This window comes from Dehalococcoidales bacterium, from assembly GCA_028716225.1.
In the GTDB taxonomy this organism is placed as follows: domain Bacteria; phylum Chloroflexota; class Dehalococcoidia; order Dehalococcoidales; family UBA5760; genus UBA5760.
In genome coordinates this window covers 144995-162162 of sequence record JAQUQE010000002.1, presented here as the reverse complement: position 1 = coordinate 162162, position 17168 = coordinate 144995, and the positions used below count along the sequence as shown (strand labels likewise).

The window sequence follows — 17168 nt, the reverse complement described above, 5'->3', positions numbered from 1 at the left end:
ATAGGGAAATTATCGGCAAAGGTGGGATAAATGGACGAAGCATATACTAAGGCGGGGGTTAGTATCGATAATGCTTTACGGGCTAAAAAGCTGATAGCCAGTCACGTCCGCTCGACTCTTCGTCCCGAGGTTCTGGGAGGATTCGGTTTTTTCGGAGGGCTCTTTGAATTCAAGGGCTATCGGCAGCCGGTGCTGGTCTCCAGCGTCGACGGCGTTGGTACCAAGTTGAAGATTGCCTCTGCTCTAGACAGGCACGATACCATTGGCATCGATATTGTTAATCACTGTGTTAATGATATCCTTACCGGCGGCGCTGAGCCGCTCTTTTTTCTCGACTATATTGCGATGGGGAAGTTAGTGCCGGAAAGGGTGGGAGCCATTGTCGGGGGACTGGCCCGGGCCTGTCGTGAGGTCGGCTGTGCTCTGATCGGCGGGGAAACTGCCGAGATGCCCGGGCTGTACGCCGGGGAGGACTATGATCTGGCCGGTTTTATTATCGGTGTTGTTGAGAAGGATAGGATCATTCAGGGGGAAACGATAGCCGTCGGCGATATTATTATCGGCTTGCCCTCCAGCGGGCTGCATACCAACGGCTACTCTCTGGTGCGTAAGGTTTTCGGTGAGACCAGGCAGTCTCTGGAGGTCTATTACCCTGAGCTTGGTAAGACCCTGGGCGAGGAGCTGCTGACTCCTCACCGCTGTTACTATAATCAGCTCAAGCCGTTTATGTCTCTGATTAAGGGTATGGCGCATATCACCGGCGGCGGTCTGACTGAGAATGTGCCCCGTATCCTTCCTGACGGTGTCGCGGCGGGGTTTGACAGCCGTTGCTGGTCGGTGCCACCTGTATTCCATCTCATTCAGGAGCGGGGTAAAGTGGCCCGGGACGAGATGTACCGTGTCTTCAATATGGGTATTGGCATGGTGCTATTTTGTGCGGAGGATCATACCGGTGAGATTATCCGGGCCTTGCCTGAGGCGAAGGTCATCGGTGAGGCGGTGGGGCGGCAGGGAAAGAAAGGGGTGGTTATCCGGTAGGAGCAATTGTGCAGGGTGGTTTGGAGGAATAAGGTGAAATCTAAAATAGATTGGGGGAATTGATGCGAGCTATCATCAGCGTATCTGATAAGGCGGGAGTGGCCGACTTTGCCAGGGTTCTGAGCCAGTTGGGGTTTGAGGTCTTCAGTACCGGAGGTACCAAGAAAGTACTGGCTGAGGCCGGGGTACCGGTCAAGGTTGTCTCCGATATTACCGGCTTTCCCGAGATTCTTGATGGCCGGGTGAAGACCCTTCATCCCATGGTACACGGTGGTATTCTGGCCAGGCGTGATTTGGCTAGCCATATGGAGGAACTGGCCAGGAATAAAATTGAGGCTATCGATCTGGTGGCGGTCAATCTTTATCCCTTTGTCCAGACAGTAGCTAAGGAAGGGGTGACTCTTACCGATGCACTGGAGAATATTGATATCGGCGGACCGACTATGGTGCGGGCAGCGGCCAAGAATTTCCCCGGTGTTATCGTGGTGGTCGACCCGGCCGACTACCCGCTGATTCTGGAGGAACTAAAGAGGGGGAGCATTGACCTCACTGAGCGCAAGCGACTGGCCCAGAAGGCCTTTCAACACGTTGCCGTCTATGATACGGCTATTGCCCAATACCTGAGGCAGGATACCGATGGCTTCCCCGATGAGATGACGGTAGCCCTGAAGAAGCGCTACGGGCTGCGTTATGGAGAGAACCCTCACCAGTCGGCTGCCTTTTATGCCGAGCTGAGTGTAGGTCAAAAGCCGACCGGTATCACCTGGGCAGAGCAACTGGGGGGTAAGGAGCTTTCCTTTAATAATATTCTGGATGCTGATGCCGCCTGGGGAGCGGTGACTGACTTTGCCGCAACGACCGTGTCCGTGGTTAAGCATACCAACCCCTGTGGCCTGGCCAGTCATAATGATATTGCCGAGGCCTATCGGCGGGCCTTTAGCGGTGACCCAGTAGCTGCCTATGGCGGTATTGTCGCTGCCAACCGGAAGGTTACTCTGGCTATGGCTAAGGAGATGAAGGCGGTCTTCTACGAGATAGTGGTTGCTCCGGAGTATGAACCGGCGGCACTGGAGTTGCTGAAAGGGAAGCAGGGCCTGCGTATTCTGCTTGCCGAACTTCCTCCCGGATATGGTGAAAAAGAACCATCCTACCTTGATTTACGCAGGGTGAAGGGAGGGCTTCTGGTCCAGTCCTCGGACTCCCTGCCCGAAGGCGATGTCAATCTAAGAATGGTGACCAAACGTAAACCGAGCGAGGGTGAGGCAGCCGATCTCCTCTTTGCCTGGCGTGCCGTCAAGCATGTTAAGTCCAATGCTATTCTGCTGGTTAAGGACAGGATGTTGCTGGGTATGGGAGCAGGGCAGCCCAGTCGTATCGTCAGTGCTCGGATAGCCAGAGAAAAGGCCGGTGAGAAGGCCAGGGGCAGCGTGCTCGCTTCGGATGCCATGTTCCCGTTTTCTGATGTCGTTGAGGCGGCGGCGGAGTGCGGAGTGACCGCTATCATCCAGCCCGGCGGGTCAATCAGGGATGGAGACTCGATTAAGGCGGCGGATGAGCATGATATCGCTATGGTATTTACCGGGGTGAGGCATTTCCGCCATTAGTCCTTTGCCTTAATATTGGGAGCTATCATGGTAACCGAACCGGGTATTGCCGTTAACCCCGGGACGGAAAAGGAGTTGGTGTAAGATTATGATAGTCGAAATGAGAACGGGCAGTACCCGTGAGGAGATAGATAACGTAGTAGCGAGGGCCAAGTCGATGGGGATGAAGGTCCAGTTGAATGTCGGTACGGATCGAACGGTGGTTGCCATACTGGGTAGCAATACGGGTGGATTGCCTACCGATTCTTTCGCCGTACTTCCCGGGGTGGAGAGTGTCACCCGGATTATGAAGCCCTATAAGCTTGCCTCCCGCGGCTTCAAGCCTAAGGACAGCGTGGTTGCTGTTAATGGGGTTGAGGTCGGAGGCAGGCGTGTTGTCGTTATGGCAGGGCCCTGCGCTGTGGAGAGTGAGGAGCAGATGGTAGCCTCGGCCCGGGTGGTAAAAGAGTCCGGAGCCAGTATCCTGCGTGGCGGTGCCTTTAAGCCCCGTACTTCTCCGTTTAACTTTCAGGGTCTGGAAGAAGCCGGTTTGGAAATTCTGGCACGGGTCAGGAAGCGATTCGCTATCCCGGTGGTCACCGAAGTGGTCGACCCTCACGATGTCGATCTGGTTGCGGAATATGCCGACATTCTCCAGATTGGCTCTCGGAATATGCAGAACTTTGCTCTGCTTAGCAGTGTAGGCAGGAGTAAGCGGCCTGTTCTCCTCAAGCGTGGCTTTGCCTGTACCGTTACCGAGTGGTTGACTGCTGCTGATTACCTGCTGGCTGAGGGGAATAATCAGGTTATCCTGTGTGAGAGAGGAATCAGGACATTCGAGGATAGCGCCCGTTTTTCCCTGGATATCAGTTCCATACCGGTGATTAAGCAGTCCAGCCATTTACCCTTAATAGTCGACCCTAGCCACGCGGCCGGTCATTATTCACTGGTACCCGCGATGGCTAAAGCATCGCTGGCGGCTGGTGCCGATGGTCTGCTTATTGAGGTTCATCCTAACCCGAAAGGAGCCCTGGTCGACGGGCTCCAGTCGCTTACTCCCTCGGACTTTGCCCGGCTGATGGCGGAACTCGGTCCATTTGCTGAAGCAGCAGGCAGGTGTATCTAACCGTAGTCAGCAGCGGGTGTAGTGATAGGTGGGAGGGTTGGTGATATGACACGTGTTGAAAAGCCGAAAGCCCTGGTAATTGGGGAGGGGATGGTGGAACGTGATGAAGCTGCTGATATCGCCTCGCTGAAGAGTTTTCTCGAACCCCGGGCGATAGCCGTTATTGGCGCTTCGAGGAAGAAGGGTACTATCGGTAATCAGCTCTTTCATAACATCTTACATCAGGAGTTTAACGGTGTTGTCTATCCGGTAAACCCGCATGCGGAAATGGTAGCCTCGGTAAAAACGTATCCCTCTGTTCTTGATATACCGGGGATGGTGGATCTGGCGGTGGTTATCGTACCGGCTGAGGATGTCCTGCATGTGGTTGAAGAGTGCGGGCAAAAGGGTATTCCGAGTGTTGTGGTGATATCGGCTGGTTTTGCCGAAAGCGGTGCTGAGGGCAAGGTGAGGCAGGAGAGGCTGCTCGATGCGGTACGCCGCTACGGAATGCGTCTTTTGGGACCAAACTGTATGGGAATCATCAATACCGCCCCTCAGGTTAATATGAATGCCACTTTTTCCTCAGTCTTTCCGCCTATCGGGAACATCGCTTTCAGCACCCAGAGCGGTGCTTTCGGGCTTGCCATTCTGGAATATGCCCGCAGTCTTAACATGGGACTCTCCACCTTTGTCAGTGTGGGTAATAATGCTGATGTGTCCAGTACTGATTTGCTTGAGTACTGGCAGGGAGACCCGGCTACTGACATTATTCTTCTTTACCTGGAGTCTTTCGGAAAGCCAAGGAAATTTGCCCGGGTCGCCCGTAGCATAACGCCGGTCAAACCGATAGTAGCGGTTAAGAGTGGGCGAACTCCGGCAGGTTCCCGGGCAGCGGCGTCGCACACCGGCGCTCTGGCTACTGCCGAGGTGGCTTCTGAAGCCCTGTTTAAGCAGGCCGGTATAATCCGGGTGGATACTTTGGAGGAGCTTTTTGATATCGCTAATCTCCTCTCCCGTCAGCCGATACCTTCGGGGAATAGAGTAGCTATCCTGACTAATGCCGGTGGCCCCGGTATTATGACCGCGGATGCCTGTGTTGCCCGGGGATTGGAGTTCCCCGACCTCTCCGAGAGCACTATTACCGCTCTTAAACGCTTCATGCCACATCAGGTAAGCCTGGCTAATCCAATTGATATGACCGCCGCGGCTAACGCCGAAATGTACCGTCGGGCTTTGGAGCTGCTGGTGCAGGATGATGTGGTAGATATCGTTATTGTCATCTTCATTCCGCCGATGCTTACCGATCCCGGCGGAGTTGCCGATGCTGTTCGGGAAGTAGCGCCGCAGTTTCGTCAGCACGGTAAGACTATTGTTGCTTCGTTTATGGCTTCACCGGTAGACAGGCTTGGTCTGGGCCCCGGCTCGGCAGAAAAGGGGGGTGTCCCGTGTTATATCTTCCCTGAATCTGCGGCGGTGGCACTGGGCAGGGCCTATGAGTATAGTGAATGGTTGAAGCGGCCCAAAGGCAGCATAGTGAAGCTCGATGGTATTGATAGGCAGATGGCCTGTGAAATAATTACCTCGGCTGTGGAACGGAGCAAGATTCATCCTTTTTGGCTCGATACCGGTTCTGTTATCCGCCTGCTAAATTCCTACGGGATCAATACCGTGGTGGCGGAGTCGGCCGGGACCGCCGGGGAAGCATCCAGAGCGGCTAAGGAGATTGGTTTTCCGGTTGCACTCAAGCTTAACGCTGCCTCGATTGTGCATAAGACGGAGGTGGGTGGCGTGGTCCTTGACCTTCGCTCGCCGAAGGAGGTAGAACGCGCCTTCGTTCGGATGCGGGAACGTCTGGAGCATGATGGGTTTGCTGACGAAATGCTCGGTGTCACCGTGCAACAGATGATATCCGGGGGGGGTCGAGGTAATTGTCGGCGTGACCCAGGACCCCTCTTTTGGCCCACTGATTATGCTTGGTATGGGGGGAATTTATACCGAGCTGTTCAAAGATGTTACCTTTCGTATTCATCCGCTTACTGATGAGGATGCCCGGGAGATGGTGCGTTCGGTTAAGGCCTATCAACTTCTTGCTGGCTGGCGCGGGGCGAGCCCCTCTGATGTCGGATCGCTTGAGGAGCTTCTGTTAAGGATATCGGCAATGGTGGAAGACCTGCCGCAGATATTGGAGCTTGACCTTAATCCGGTAAAGGTTCTGGAGTGGGGTGGTGGCTATGTGGTGGTTGATGCTCGAATCCTGCTTGCCTAGTTTTCGCTGCTAGCCCCGTTCAAACTCCAGCCGTAGTATCCGCTCGGTGTTGTCGGTAACCTTTACCCTGTCATCTATGCGCCAGCCGACTACCCACAGTATCTGTTCGCGGGAGCAGACTATGGGGACTCGATCCCGCCATGCGGCGGGGATTCGGGCATCAATCATGAACCTGCCCAGTTTTTTGGGTTGACTCATTCCTAGCGGTTGAAAACGGTCTCCGATCTGACGGCTGCGCACTGTCAGGCTATTACCGGCCCTGTCCAGATTGAGGTGGGCGCTAAGCGGGTTGTCCCTCTTTTCCATTGCTGGTTGCGGCTGGTTTATGAGTTCCGCATTGACGTGCCAGCCGGGCAGTACCGTTTTTCCCTGTAGATTTAGCGTCCACGTACCATCCAGTCTGGGGAAGGGGGATAGGACCGGGGAGTCTTCACCGAGCAGGTAGTTCTGGTACTCTACCGAGAAGGTCAGGCCGCCGGGTAGATTAAGCCTTTTCCCGGCCGGCTTGTTCAGGATTTCCATTATTTCTTCGATATGGCGTGTCTCGATATCCTTGAGGTTGCCCATCAGCCTTTGGAAAGCCATTCGTAGGAGATGTCGCTTGAGTGCGGGTGGTAGTTTGAGGAAGCTTTCCTTATCCAGGATAATAATGTCATTCTGACTCCGCACAATTTCCTTCCATAATCGTGCACCTTCTTCCTCAAGGAAAGCGATTTCACTGGCGGCAATGCGAGCCGTCCTCAGTATTGCCTGCTCTATCCCCGGGTTATAGCCCTTGAGGAGAGGTAACAGTTGATGGCGTATCTTGTTTCTCAGGGGAGATAGTGAAAAGTTGGAGGTATCAGTCCTGGGCTTGAGTTCTTGCTCCTGACAGTAGCCGGCGGTATCCCCGCGGCTTACGGTGAGGAGGGGTCTGATTACGGCAAAATCTCCACCGGCCATCCGCCACTTTAGATATGGCTTTAGTCCTTGCAGCCCGGTGGTACCAGTACCTCGCACCAGGTGCATCAGTATCGTCTCTACATTGTCATCACTGGTGTGTCCTACCGCGACCCGGTCTGCTCCTACTGACCTGGCTGTCTCGGCGAGGAAGGTATAGCGCACCTCACGGGCGGCTTCCTCCAGTGAGATGCGTTTTTCCGCTTGATGTCTTGCGACATCACCTCTTGCCACCGTAGCCGGGATACCGAGCTGACGGGCCATCTCGTCAACGTAGCGGGCATCGGCCTCAGACTCGGTGCCGCGCAGCTGGTGGTTGAGGTGAGCCAGGTGCAGTCTGATGCCAAGTTCGTCCTTCAGTCTGAGCAGTATGTGCAGCAGGCAGACTGAGTCTGGGCCGCCGGATACCGCTACCAGCAAGCAGGAGTCTACCGGTACCAGGTGGTGTTCCCGGATGAAGTCCAGTACCCTCAGTTCCAAAGGTTTTCTATTATCCTTATTCTCCTTCATATGGGTCCCCGTTTTACTAGGCTGTCTTTAGTATGAGCTTGGTGCGGTGTATTGACCGGGGCTGCTCAATGAAGCCAAGGGCGAGGGAAACCTGCTCCGGCCTTCCCGATCCGTTGCTGTCGCAGCGCAGTTTCATGCCAATTGTGCAGCAGGTAGGGAACCGGTCTATAAGCCACAGGTCGGAGATTAGTGCCCTCAGGTCGTAGCTTCGTGTACCGGTGTCTCTCTGGTGCTGCCAGGGTAGGTGCTCGGCGGAAAGCAGTCTGGTGATATTTGCTTCTATCTCCTTCGTCTCCTTGTCCGTTGCTATAGTAACCACGTATTCGGCGAAGCTGGTCTGTGATTGTAGCGAGGGTTGGTGGGGAGAGATGGGATGTACCTGTAATATCTCGATACCCGGTGGTAGCTGCTGGCTTAAGGCTGCGTTGAAGAAGTGGGGGGAGACCGGCGTGTCTAAGAAGATGTCGGCAAGCTCGGCTTCGCTGGTTACCCCGATTGCTAGCGGCATAGCCATCGATATTTGTGGGTGGGGGCTGAACCCTTTTGAGTAGGCCAGCGGGAGCCTTGCCCGGTGCAGCGCTCTCTGCCATAGGCGTATCAAATCAAGGTGGGAGATAAATTTTATCTCCTCGCCACGTTTAAACCTAACCCTGAGGCGGTACATTCTGCTTCTGCTTTTCCTTGGTCAGTAGGACCTCTTCTATTTTCAGCCCGCGCATCTTGGTTATCACTATCTTTAAGCCCTTGTACTTTAACTGTTCTCCCCGTCTCGGGATATGCCCCAGCAGATTGAGGATGAAGCCGGCTACTGTCTCGTAGTCTTCACCATCGGGTAGTCCGAGCTGCATTTCTTCGTTGGCTTCATCGATACGCATACTGCCGTCAACCTGGAATGTGTATTCGTTAATCGCTTCGTATTCCTTTTCTATATTGGCCAACTCGTCTCCGACCTGACCGACGATTTCTTCGACCAGCCGGCTCAGACTGACCACGCCAGCGGTACCGCCATACTCATCTACGATTACTGCCATACGATAGTTGTTGTCCCTCATCTCGGCAAAGAGTTCGTTGATCCGTTTGGTCTCCGGAGTAAAGTAGGCGGGGCGGACGAGGTCATCGATGCTGCTTTTTTGGTCGATATTGCCCTTGGCAAGTGCCATCAACACGTCCTTGATGGAGAGTATACCGACCACGTTGTCCATGTTCTCCTTGTATACCGGAAAGCGAGAAAGGGGCGATTCAGCATAGGTAGTGAGAAAATCGGCTACTGTCGAGCCCTGCTCTATGGCGATCACCTCCGGACGCGGTATCATAACCTCCAGAACCGGCCGGTTGCCGAAGTCAAAAACATTGTGCAGCATCTCCGCCTCAGCTTCTTCAACTGTTCCCTCCTTATGCCCTACCGATATCATGGTACGGATTTCCTCTTCACTGACCAGCGATCGTGATACCGGCTCCCCGCCGGCCATTTTGCTCAGTCTGGTTGCTATTGAGCTTAGTGCCAGCACAGCCGGGGTAAACACTGCCTGGGCTATCTCTACTGCCCGCGCTGTTCTTATCGCCGTTCTTTCGGCATTGTGAGCTGCGATGATTTTAGGAGTCGTTTCACAGAAAATCAGGAGTATGATGGTCATTCCTATCGTGGCAATCAGGATGCCCCGCTCTCCCCAGAAAGAGACGGCGAGTACTGTAGCCAGTGATGCCGCTGCTGTATTGACCAGGTTGTTGCCGGTCAGGATAGCGGAGAGCAGCTTCTCCGGATGCTGCATCATTCTGGCTATCCGCGCCGCGCCGGGCACTTTGGTGCTGACCAGGTGCTCGACCCTTATCCTCTGCAGGGCGGTAAAGGCTGTTTCCGAACTGGAGAAGAAGGCGGACAGCAAGAGGCAGACGATGAGGATAACCAGATATACCGTTTCTGTGGTATTCATATATCATCACCCCATTCTTAGAAACAGATTGAAGCTTCCAATTTTCCCTTTTTAGTCCATCATAGCATTGGCTATGAGGGGTGTCAAAAGGGGGACATTGTCTCAACGCGGGTAATCTGTGCTATAATTTCGGGAGTATGAAAATCTTGGGCATTGAGACCTCCTGCGATGAGACGGCGGCTGCGGTGGTTGAGGAAGGTACCGTCATATTATCCAACAAGATTGCTTCGCAGGTAGAGATCCATGCCCGGTATGGCGGGATTGTTCCTGAGGTTGCCTCCCGGCAGCACATCCTGAGTATCATTCCGATAGTTGAGCAGGCGATGGTTGAGGCTGGAGTCAGCTGGGGGGACTTAGCGGCTGTCGCTGTTACTATCGGCCCCGGACTGGCTGGTTCGCTTCTGGTGGGAACGAATACAGCCAAAGCAATTGCCTTTGCTCATGGCCTACCCCTTGTCGGTGTCAATCACCTTGAGGGGCATATCTATGCCGGCTGGCTCAGTTACCGGAGTATTGGGTTTCCTATTTTGTGCCTTATTGTCTCCGGCGGTCACAGTGACCTGGTACTGATGAAGGGGCATGGGGATTATGTGCTGTTAGGAATGACCAGGGATGATGCCGCCGGCGAGGCATTCGACAAAGCAGCCAGAATTCTGGGCTTGGGCTATCCTGGTGGTCCTGCTATTGAGCAGGCGGCGGCAGGCGGCTCTGCTTGCCTGAGTCTGCCGCGTGCCTGGCTGAGAGGTAGTAACGACTTCAGCTTCAGCGGGGTAAAGACCGCTTTGCTGCGGTTGGCAGAGGGAGGACAAGTATCATCGGCGGCGGATGCGGCGGCTTCTTTTCAGAAAGCGGTGGTTGAGGTTATGGTGGCTAAAACTGTAGCTGTTGCTAAAAAATACCATGTAAAGCATATTCTGCTGGTTGGTGGGGTGGCGTCGAACAAATTTCTCCGCCAGCAGATGGTGATGGCTTCTCCGGTAACGGTACTGATTCCGGAGCCTATCCTGTGTACCGATAATGCGGCTATGATTGCTGCTTGTGGATACCACCGCCTTCGGGCCGGTAAGGTGGATGGTCTGGAACTGGATGTATTCCCCTCCTTGAGGCTGTCTTAGAGAGCGTTGTTTGTCTATCCCATCAGGTTGATCGCCTTGATTCACGGGTATCCGCTGTGTTATTTGTAGATCCCCAGATAGTGTTATGACGTAGATAACCGATTTCTATGGGGAGTAATGGATTGATTTCGGGACTATAGTCTCTCTGAATAACCGGGAATGGTTGTAAATGCCTGTCCATGGAGTTGCAGCATTTTGCTATATAGGGTATTATATAAATTAGCACTCTCGCACTGAGAGTGCTAAAATAATGGCCAAAAGATTAATCCCAAAAATAATTAAGAAGGAGGATTTGGAATGGCAGGACATCTGAAGCCGTTGGCTGACCGGGTTGTGGTCAAACCAATTGAGCGGGAGAGAGTGAGTAAGGGGGGCATTGTTCTCCCCGATACCGCTAAGGAGAAACCTCAGGAGGGAGAGGTTGTTGCGGTTGGGGAGGGCAGGCTGTCCGAGGACGGTAAGAGGATACCCATGGATGTCAAGGTTGGCGATATTGTAATCTACGCCAAGTACGGTGGTACCGAGATTAAGATTGAAGACGAAGAGTTTATGATTTTGCGTGAGAGCGATATTCTGGCCAAGAAGGCTAAATAATAAATAAGAAGGCTTAGTAGACTAAGACTAAGGAGGATAAAATTGGCAAAACAGATTGTATTTACTGAGGATGCAAGGCATTCCTTAAAGAAGGGCATAGATGCTCTGGCTGATGCGGTCAGGGTTACCCTGGGTCCCAAAGGGCACTGCGTGGCTCTGGACAAGAAGTGGGGTGCTCCTTCCGTAATTGACGATGGTGTTACCATCGCCAAGGATATCGAGCTTCCTGATCCCTTTGAGAATATGGGTGTGCAGCTGGTCAAAGAAGCTGCTACCAAGACTAATGATGCCTGTGGTGACGGTACCACGACCTCGACTATCCTGGCCCACGCCATAATTACCGAGGGCTTCAAGAATCTGGCTGCCGGTGCTGAGGCGATGGCGCTGAAAAGGGGTATCGAGAAGGCAGCCGATGCCATTGTTGATGAGCTCAAAAGGGTATCTACCGAGGTAAAGGGTAAGGAGCAGATTGCTCAGGTGGCTACGATAACCGCCGTTGACAAGAAAATTGGCGACTTGATTGCTGAGGTAATGGAGAAGGTGGGCAAAGACGGGGTTATCACTGTCGAAGAGTCCAAGGGTCTGGCTTACGAGACCGAGTATGTCGAGGGGATGCAGTTTGACCGCGGCTATATCAGCCCCTATTTCGTTACCAACGCTGAGAAGATGGAGACGGTTCTGGAAGACCCCTACATTCTTATCACCGATAAGAAGATTTCCGCCGTGGCTGATATTCTCCCCGCTCTGGAGAAGATACTTCAGGTATCTAAAAACCTGCTGATTATCGCCGAGGATGTCGAGGGCGAGGCGCTGGCCACACTGGTGGTCAACAAACTCAGGGGTACAATCAATGTACTGGCCATCAAGGCCCCCGGTTTTGGCGATCGGCGTAAGGCGATGCTGGAGGATATCGCGGTTCTCACCGGGGCTACGGTGGTATCCGAGGAAGTAGGGCGTAAGCTCGACTCGACTACCGTAGATGATCTTGGCAGGGCCCGGCGGGTTGTGGCGGACAAGGATAAGACTACTATTATCGAGGGCAAGGGCTCGGAGGAAGCAGTCAAAGGTAGAATCAAGCAGATCAAGGCTCAAATAGAGGAGACCACCTCCGACTTCGACCGTGAGAAACTCCAGGAAAGGCAGGCTAAGCTGGTCGGCGGTGTCGCGGTGATTAAGGTAGGTGCTGCCACCGAGGTTGAGCTTAAAGAGAAAAAGCATCGTGTTGAGGACGCCCTTTCGGCAACCCGTGCCGCGGTTGAGGAGGGGATCCTGCCTGGCGGTGGGGTTGCCCTGATTAATGCTCTGCCTGTTCTGGACAAGCTCAAGTTAAGCGGCGATGAGGCGACCGGTGTTAATATCGTTAAGAAGGCGGTCGAGGAGCCAATCCGCTGTCTGGCTAATAATGCCGGTCGGGATGGCTCGGTGGTTGTGGACGCTGTAAAAAAGAGCCCGATCGGAGTCGGTTTTGATGCCGAGGCCGGTGAATTCGTAAATATGGTAGAGAAGGGTATCATCGATCCGACCAAGGTAGTCAGGTCGGCTTTAGAAAATGCTGCCAGTATTGCCAGCATGGTTTTGATTACCGATGCCTTGGTTGCCGATATTCCCGAGGAGAAGAAGAATCCGCCGATGCCGGGTGGTATGGGTGGCGGCATGGGTGATATGTACTAATTCCCCGTTCCCATATCGTAACAGAAACGGTCGCAGTCAAAACACTGCGGCCGTTTTTATTGGGGAGGTATCGGGGGATCAGATATTTGTCCTAAACCTGCCGGAATCTTTTCAGATCTTGAAAGTCGATCAGTCCGCTTTCGGCCAGATTTTCTATTTCGATGCCAGCTTCAACGGCTGCGGCCAGAGGATTAAGGCCGCCAAGTTGAACAATACCAACACGATTTATGGCTACCGGAATCTGGCAAAGCGGTTCGCTGATATTGCCTAGAGCATAGACTCCGTTAATGCCTACCTCTTTTAGCCTGGCAATCTTCTGCTCCGCAGCTTTTCTGGCTGGTGCCGGTATTGTGCGCAAGACACCCAGTATCTTGCCATTCCCTGTCCTGGCAGCCTCGCCGACACTGGTCATTTTAGCGCGGATGAACTGTTCGGAGGGATCGATAGAGGTACCGGAATAGTCGATTATGGCCACGAAACGTCTGGGTTTAGAATTTCTAATTTCGAGAACACCTCCGAATCTGAACTCGGTAGGGATTCCAGCCTTTAGAAGCACCCCGTTTACGGCAACACTGCAAACAGTGGCTAAGCCAATTTTCCCGCTTGGTACAACTATCGAGCCGAGTTTCTCGCCTTCCGATGCTACTGCCACCAGATCGCTGACGCATATGCCGGATTCGAACACATCCTTCATGGCCGATATTGCCCTTTTGAACTTATCCTGGTTAATGAGTGATGTATTTATTGGTAATTGACCGGAGCCTTTTTCAGGGTCGAAAGTGGTCTGGTAGGCTAACATCTCCAGGTTCTCACGTACGAAACCAAGGTTCTGCGGGGCCAGTGCCTCTTTAACTTCCTGTTGTCCTTCCGGCGTAATCATCCTGCCGTCGCGTCCCATTGGCTGCGTGTAACCACGTTCATCGGCAATCCTTAAATGATACCTGATTGCTCTCTCACTTAAGAAAATCCCCACCCGCTCCAGTTCACGGGCAATATTAATCGATCCCAGAGGCTCTGATGACTCGCTCAGTATTTTCAGAATAGCTACTATCTTTCTTTCGGTATCCGAGCTATTGGCTTGTTCCATTGGAATCTTTCTGCTCCTGAAGATAATTCTGCGCTATTATAACACCTCCGTATTAAAAACTGAATGGTACCGGGTGCATCTTCAGAACCTTATCGGGATTCCCCGCGCGTGCAGGTATTCCTTGGTTTCTCTGATAGAGTACGTCCCGTAGTGGAATATACTGGCAGCCAGGACTGCTTCCGCTTTACCTGCCACCAGTGCTTGATATACATCCTCCAGGGTACCAGCACCGCCGCTGGCAATAACCGGAACGCTTACCGCCTCTGAGACAGCTCGGGTAAGCTCAATATCATATCCTGCCCGGTGACCGTCAGCATCTATGCTGGTGAGCAGTAATTCTCCGGCTCCGAGCATCACCGCATGTCTTGCCCAGTCCAGAGCATCAATGCCAGTCGATTTCTGACCGCTATGAGTATAGACTTCCCACTTGGCGGGTTGACTCCCTGCTACTCTTTTGGTATCTATTGCCACTACAATGCACTGGCTGCCGAATTTTTTAGCGCTCTCTCTGATGAGCGGCGGGTTACGGACCGCTGCGGTATTTATCGAGACCTTATCCGCTCCTGCCAGTAACACACGTCTTATGTCATTGATATTACGTAGTCCGCCGCCGACTGTAAGCGGTATAAACACGTTCCGGGATATATTCTCGATGACGGCAACGATTGTATCTCGTGCTTCCGGAGTAGCTGCTATGTCCAGGAAAACTAATTCGTCAGCGTTCTCCCGGTAGTAAAAGTTGGCTAGTTCTACGGGATCACCGGCATAACGTAAGTCGGTGAAACTCCTACCCTTCACTACCCGGTCTCCCTTAAAATCAAGGCAGGGGATGATCCTTTTTGTCAGCATTAGAAGATTTCTTCTCCCGCAAAGTGTCTGGCTTTTCTAGATATCAAATACCCTATTCGCTAAAGCAAGCTTTATGAAATTATCGTATAGCTTAAGACCTACCTCCCCACTCTTTTCGGGGTGGAACTGGGTTGCTACTAGATTCCTTCTGGCAATTACGCTGCAAAGTGGAATGCCATACTCTGTCTCGCCGATGACGAGTGATTCATTATTCGGCCTGGCATGGTAGCTATGGGCAAAGTAGAAGTTGCTCCTGTTCGGTATGCCATCGAAAATCGGGTGATAAGATCTCTGATTGACCTGGTTCCAACCGATTTGTGGAATTTTTACCCCCGGGGAAAGCCGGCGTACTTGTCCGGGAATGATGTCAAGACACTGTTGTCCTTTACCCTCTTCGGTATAAGTAAAAAGAAGCTGCATACCGACGCAAATGCCCAGGAACGGACGGTTGTTTTCGATAAACAAGCGGAGTGGTGTTATCAATCCTGAGGTTTCCAGGTTTTTCATGGCATCGCCAGCAGCGCCGACACCGGGAAGAATGATCGCTTCGGCGTCCAGTACATCACCCGGAGAACTTGTTACTCTGGGCTGGTAGCCGAGTGTGGTGATGGCATTGAACACACTCCTCATATTACCGGCACCATAGTCAATTATTGTGATCATTTCTTCCCGGTGCTCCCGATTTATTCATATAATGCCCGATGCAAAATTCGATATCAAATTCTTAGATAGTTAATCGCCGAACCAGTACATTGGCATACCCTCACATAAGTGATTATTGAAGTAATTACTCATAGGTTCTTATTCTACGGGAACCAATTCCGTAGCCGGCTGATAAACTGAATACGTTAGTATCAACAAGTCTCTCCGGTCTCATGTTACGTCCCTCGAGGATATCTATCGCTTCTGCCCGGTAGGCATTCATCAGATAGGGAATCCCGGTCACCCTGGCACATTCCTCTGTGAGCGACATAAGTTCGTCACGGCGTATGGATGGTATACTGAAACGCCTGGCGCCGGCCATTATCTGTTGCAGTCCCACCTTCATCTTTTCGCAGTAGCTGTATATTCCAATGGCCCCCATGGGGATTTTTTTCATCTCGTCTGCGCCAACTAAATCCTTAACTTCTTCGTAGCAGACAAAAATCTCTTCCGGCGTGGATCCGAACTGGCTTACGGTACCGGGTAGTTCGCCGTTCTTAATCCACTGGTCGATGTTCTTGCCCACCATGGCGGGAATCATCAGAGCCCTGCCCATACATACCGCCTTAACAAAGGGGGCACCTAAAGCCAGCGCCTTGAAGATGCCGTCCTCGCTGCTAAAACCACCGGCGAAGGCAATGTCGGGCACCCGCTCTCCCCTATGGGCGAGTCTATTGGCGAAATCATATGCCGCCGAATGTAAATAAAGGCTGGGCATACCCCATTCCTCCATCATTCGCCACGGGCTCATCCCGGTGCCTCCGGGAGCACCATCGATAGTTAAAAGATCGATATTGGCTCTCGAGCCCCACTTGATTGCCATTGCCAGCTCACGCAGTCCGTAGGCGCCTGTTTTCAGGGTAATGCGTCCGAAACCTAAATCACGTAGACGTTCGATCTCGACATAGAATTGCTCTTCGTCGATAAAGCCGAGACGGCTATGGCGTTCAAATTCCTTGAGTGAGCCATCCTCAAATGATGCTCTGTTTATGGGGTGTGACGGGTCTGGGGTTACGATATAACCGCGTCTTTGTAGCTCCAAAGCCCTTTCCAGGCTGTCTACTTTTATTTCCCCGCCGATGCATTTGGCACCCTGACCCCATTTTAGCTCGATGGTGTCCAGGCCGTGCTTCCGGCTCACGTATTCAGCGACGCCAAGACGGGTGTCCTCGACGTTCATCTGAACCAGAATCTCACCGAGACCGCGGTGGTAACGACGGTATATCTCGATGCGGCGGTCTAGATCTGGAGACAAAACAATCTTTCCGTTTCCATCCAGCTCGAGCTCAGGATCGATGCCACAGACGTTCTCACCGCAGACGATGGTGATCCCGCTCAAAGCAGCACCGACGGCGACATGTTCCCAGTTCCGGCGCGCTATCTCCGTAGAACCCAGCGCTCCGGTAAAAACTGGTATAGCCATCCTGACTTTCTTATTCCAACCATACTCTGTTTCCGTGTTTACTTCGGGGAAGATCGCCGTATCGGAGTTGCCGACAACATCGTCAGGTAGACCATCGACACCCAGAGCATAACCCTGGATATTCAGGTGTGAGTAATCGATGGGGTAATTCTTATCACCTCCGGCAGTAATATCGCCGTAGCGTCCGGGATAGAGCAGTTCCCGGCTGCGAAAACTTGCCTTGAATACCTCGCAGTTTCCGGTACAACCGTCGACACACCGGGTACATAATCCGCTCATTGGTACGACACTCTTGGATCGATTGGCGGTTCTGGTGGCATCATTAGCATTTGGTCTTTGTAGGTTCATTGTA

General features: G+C 52.8%; 15 protein-coding genes. 8 read left to right on the top strand and 7 right to left on the bottom strand.

The genetic code is table 11. The features are described 5' to 3' along the window. Nucleotides 1-30: 30 nt before the first annotated feature. The 5 genes from purM (at nt 31) to PHI12_02225 (ending at nt 5995) form a co-directional block, all read left to right on the top strand. The gene (gene purM, locus PHI12_02245; GenBank protein MDD5509623.1) at nt 31-1038 is read left to right on the top strand and encodes a phosphoribosylformylglycinamidine cyclo-ligase; all 1008 of its coding nucleotides are present in this window, start codon (nt 31-33) and stop codon (nt 1036-1038) included. A gap of 62 nt (nt 1039-1100) precedes the next feature. Further along, nucleotides 1101-2642: a bifunctional phosphoribosylaminoimidazolecarboxamide formyltransferase/IMP cyclohydrolase gene (gene purH / locus PHI12_02240; protein MDD5509622.1), complete on the top strand. Its 1542-nt coding sequence runs from the start codon at nt 1101-1103 to the stop codon at nt 2640-2642. A gap of 88 nt (nt 2643-2730) precedes the next feature. Next, nucleotides 2731-3747 carry a 3-deoxy-7-phosphoheptulonate synthase gene (gene aroF, locus PHI12_02235; protein ID MDD5509621.1) on the top strand — a complete coding sequence of 339 codons (1017 nt, stop codon included), beginning with the start codon at nt 2731-2733 and terminating at the stop codon, nt 3745-3747. Between the two features lie 45 nt (nt 3748-3792). After that, nucleotides 3793-5769, top strand: a complete 1977-nt coding sequence (locus PHI12_02230) for a CoA-binding protein (GenBank protein MDD5509620.1) — start codon at nt 3793-3795, stop codon at nt 5767-5769. Then, a complete protein-coding gene (locus tag PHI12_02225; GenBank protein ID MDD5509619.1) occupies nt 5699-5995 on the top strand; it encodes an acetate--CoA ligase family protein in 297 nt (98 codons plus the stop codon). The genes PHI12_02230 and PHI12_02225 overlap by 71 nt, the downstream gene beginning before the upstream one ends. 9 nt (nt 5996-6004) lie before the next feature. Here the strand turns inward: PHI12_02225 and tilS are convergent, their stop codons facing one another. From tilS to PHI12_02210, 3 genes are read right to left on the bottom strand one after another with little or no spacing between them, the layout of a single operon-like run. Further along, nucleotides 6005-7444: a tRNA lysidine(34) synthetase TilS gene (gene tilS / locus PHI12_02220; GenBank protein MDD5509618.1), complete on the bottom strand. Its 1440-nt coding sequence runs from the start codon at nt 7442-7444 to the stop codon at nt 6005-6007. A gap of 16 nt (nt 7445-7460) precedes the next feature. Beyond that, nucleotides 7461-8108 carry a TIGR03936 family radical SAM-associated protein gene (locus PHI12_02215; protein ID MDD5509617.1) on the bottom strand — a complete coding sequence of 216 codons (648 nt, stop codon included), beginning with the start codon at nt 8106-8108 and terminating at the stop codon, nt 7461-7463. Beyond that, entirely contained in the window at nt 8089-9375 is a 1287-nt protein-coding gene (locus tag PHI12_02210; protein ID MDD5509616.1) for a hemolysin family protein, read from the bottom strand. Before PHI12_02210 ends, PHI12_02215 begins: the two co-directional genes overlap by 20 nt. 137 nt (nt 9376-9512) lie before the next feature. On the opposite strand from PHI12_02210, the gene tsaD reads away from it, so the two are divergent. The 3 genes from tsaD (at nt 9513) to groL (ending at nt 12755) form a co-directional block, all read left to right on the top strand. Continuing rightward, the gene (gene tsaD / locus PHI12_02205) at nt 9513-10490 is read left to right on the top strand and encodes a tRNA (adenosine(37)-N6)-threonylcarbamoyltransferase complex transferase subunit TsaD (protein MDD5509615.1); all 978 of its coding nucleotides are present in this window, start codon (nt 9513-9515) and stop codon (nt 10488-10490) included. 297 nt (nt 10491-10787) lie between these two features. Next, nucleotides 10788-11084: a co-chaperone GroES gene (groES, locus tag PHI12_02200; GenBank protein MDD5509614.1), complete on the top strand. Its 297-nt coding sequence runs from the start codon at nt 10788-10790 to the stop codon at nt 11082-11084. A 42-nt stretch (nt 11085-11126) separates the two neighbouring features. Beyond that, nucleotides 11127-12755, top strand: coding sequence for a chaperonin GroEL (gene groL / locus PHI12_02195; GenBank protein ID MDD5509613.1), 1629 nt, complete (start codon nt 11127-11129; stop codon nt 12753-12755). A 91-nt stretch (nt 12756-12846) separates the two neighbouring features. On the opposite strand, the gene PHI12_02190 is transcribed toward groL, so the two are convergent. The 4 genes from PHI12_02190 to PHI12_02175 all read right to left on the bottom strand — a co-directional run bounded on the left by PHI12_02190 (nt 12847) and on the right by PHI12_02175 (nt 17164). Next, entirely contained in the window at nt 12847-13842 is a 996-nt protein-coding gene (locus tag PHI12_02190) for an NrpR regulatory domain-containing protein (GenBank protein ID MDD5509612.1), read from the bottom strand. An 81-nt stretch (nt 13843-13923) separates the two neighbouring features. Further along, nucleotides 13924-14691: an imidazole glycerol phosphate synthase subunit HisF gene (hisF, locus tag PHI12_02185; protein MDD5509611.1), complete on the bottom strand. Its 768-nt coding sequence runs from the start codon at nt 14689-14691 to the stop codon at nt 13924-13926. A 36-nt stretch (nt 14692-14727) separates the two neighbouring features. Beyond that, on the bottom strand, nt 14728-15354 hold the full coding sequence (hisH, locus tag PHI12_02180) for an imidazole glycerol phosphate synthase subunit HisH (protein ID MDD5509610.1): 627 nt from the start codon (nt 15352-15354) through the stop codon (nt 14728-14730). A gap of 124 nt (nt 15355-15478) precedes the next feature. Further along, nucleotides 15479-17164 carry an FMN-binding glutamate synthase family protein gene (locus PHI12_02175; protein ID MDD5509609.1) on the bottom strand — a complete coding sequence of 562 codons (1686 nt, stop codon included), beginning with the start codon at nt 17162-17164 and terminating at the stop codon, nt 15479-15481. Between the last annotated feature and the right edge of the window lie 4 nt (nt 17165-17168).

Excerpts from the sequence above, each read along its gene's own strand:
- PHI12_02215 (MDD5509617.1), bottom strand. The coding sequence starts at position 8,108 with ATGTACCGCCTCAGGGTTAGGTTTAAACGTGGCGAGGAGATAAAATTT.
- tilS (MDD5509618.1), bottom strand. The coding sequence starts at position 7,444 with ATGAAGGAGAATAAGGATAATAGAAAACCTTTGGAACTGAGGGTACTG.
- PHI12_02230 (MDD5509620.1), top strand. The coding sequence starts at position 3,793 with ATGACACGTGTTGAAAAGCCGAAAGCCCTGGTAATTGGGGAGGGGATG.
- PHI12_02190 (MDD5509612.1), bottom strand. The coding sequence starts at position 13,842 with ATGGAACAAGCCAATAGCTCGGATACCGAAAGAAAGATAGTAGCTATT.
- purH (MDD5509622.1), top strand. The coding sequence starts at position 1,101 with ATGCGAGCTATCATCAGCGTATCTGATAAGGCGGGAGTGGCCGACTTT.
- hisH (MDD5509610.1), bottom strand. The coding sequence starts at position 15,354 with ATGATCACAATAATTGACTATGGTGCCGGTAATATGAGGAGTGTGTTC.
- groES (MDD5509614.1), top strand. The coding sequence starts at position 10,788 with ATGGCAGGACATCTGAAGCCGTTGGCTGACCGGGTTGTGGTCAAACCA.
- PHI12_02210 (MDD5509616.1), bottom strand. The coding sequence starts at position 9,375 with ATGAATACCACAGAAACGGTATATCTGGTTATCCTCATCGTCTGCCTC.
- aroF (MDD5509621.1), top strand. The coding sequence starts at position 2,731 with ATGATAGTCGAAATGAGAACGGGCAGTACCCGTGAGGAGATAGATAAC.
- hisF (MDD5509611.1), bottom strand. The coding sequence starts at position 14,691 with ATGCTGACAAAAAGGATCATCCCCTGCCTTGATTTTAAGGGAGACCGG.
- purM (MDD5509623.1), top strand. The coding sequence starts at position 31 with ATGGACGAAGCATATACTAAGGCGGGGGTTAGTATCGATAATGCTTTA.
- PHI12_02225 (MDD5509619.1), top strand. The coding sequence starts at position 5,699 with ATGCTTGGTATGGGGGGAATTTATACCGAGCTGTTCAAAGATGTTACC.
- PHI12_02175 (MDD5509609.1), bottom strand. The coding sequence starts at position 17,164 with ATGAACCTACAAAGACCAAATGCTAATGATGCCACCAGAACCGCCAAT.
- tsaD (MDD5509615.1), top strand. The coding sequence starts at position 9,513 with ATGAAAATCTTGGGCATTGAGACCTCCTGCGATGAGACGGCGGCTGCG.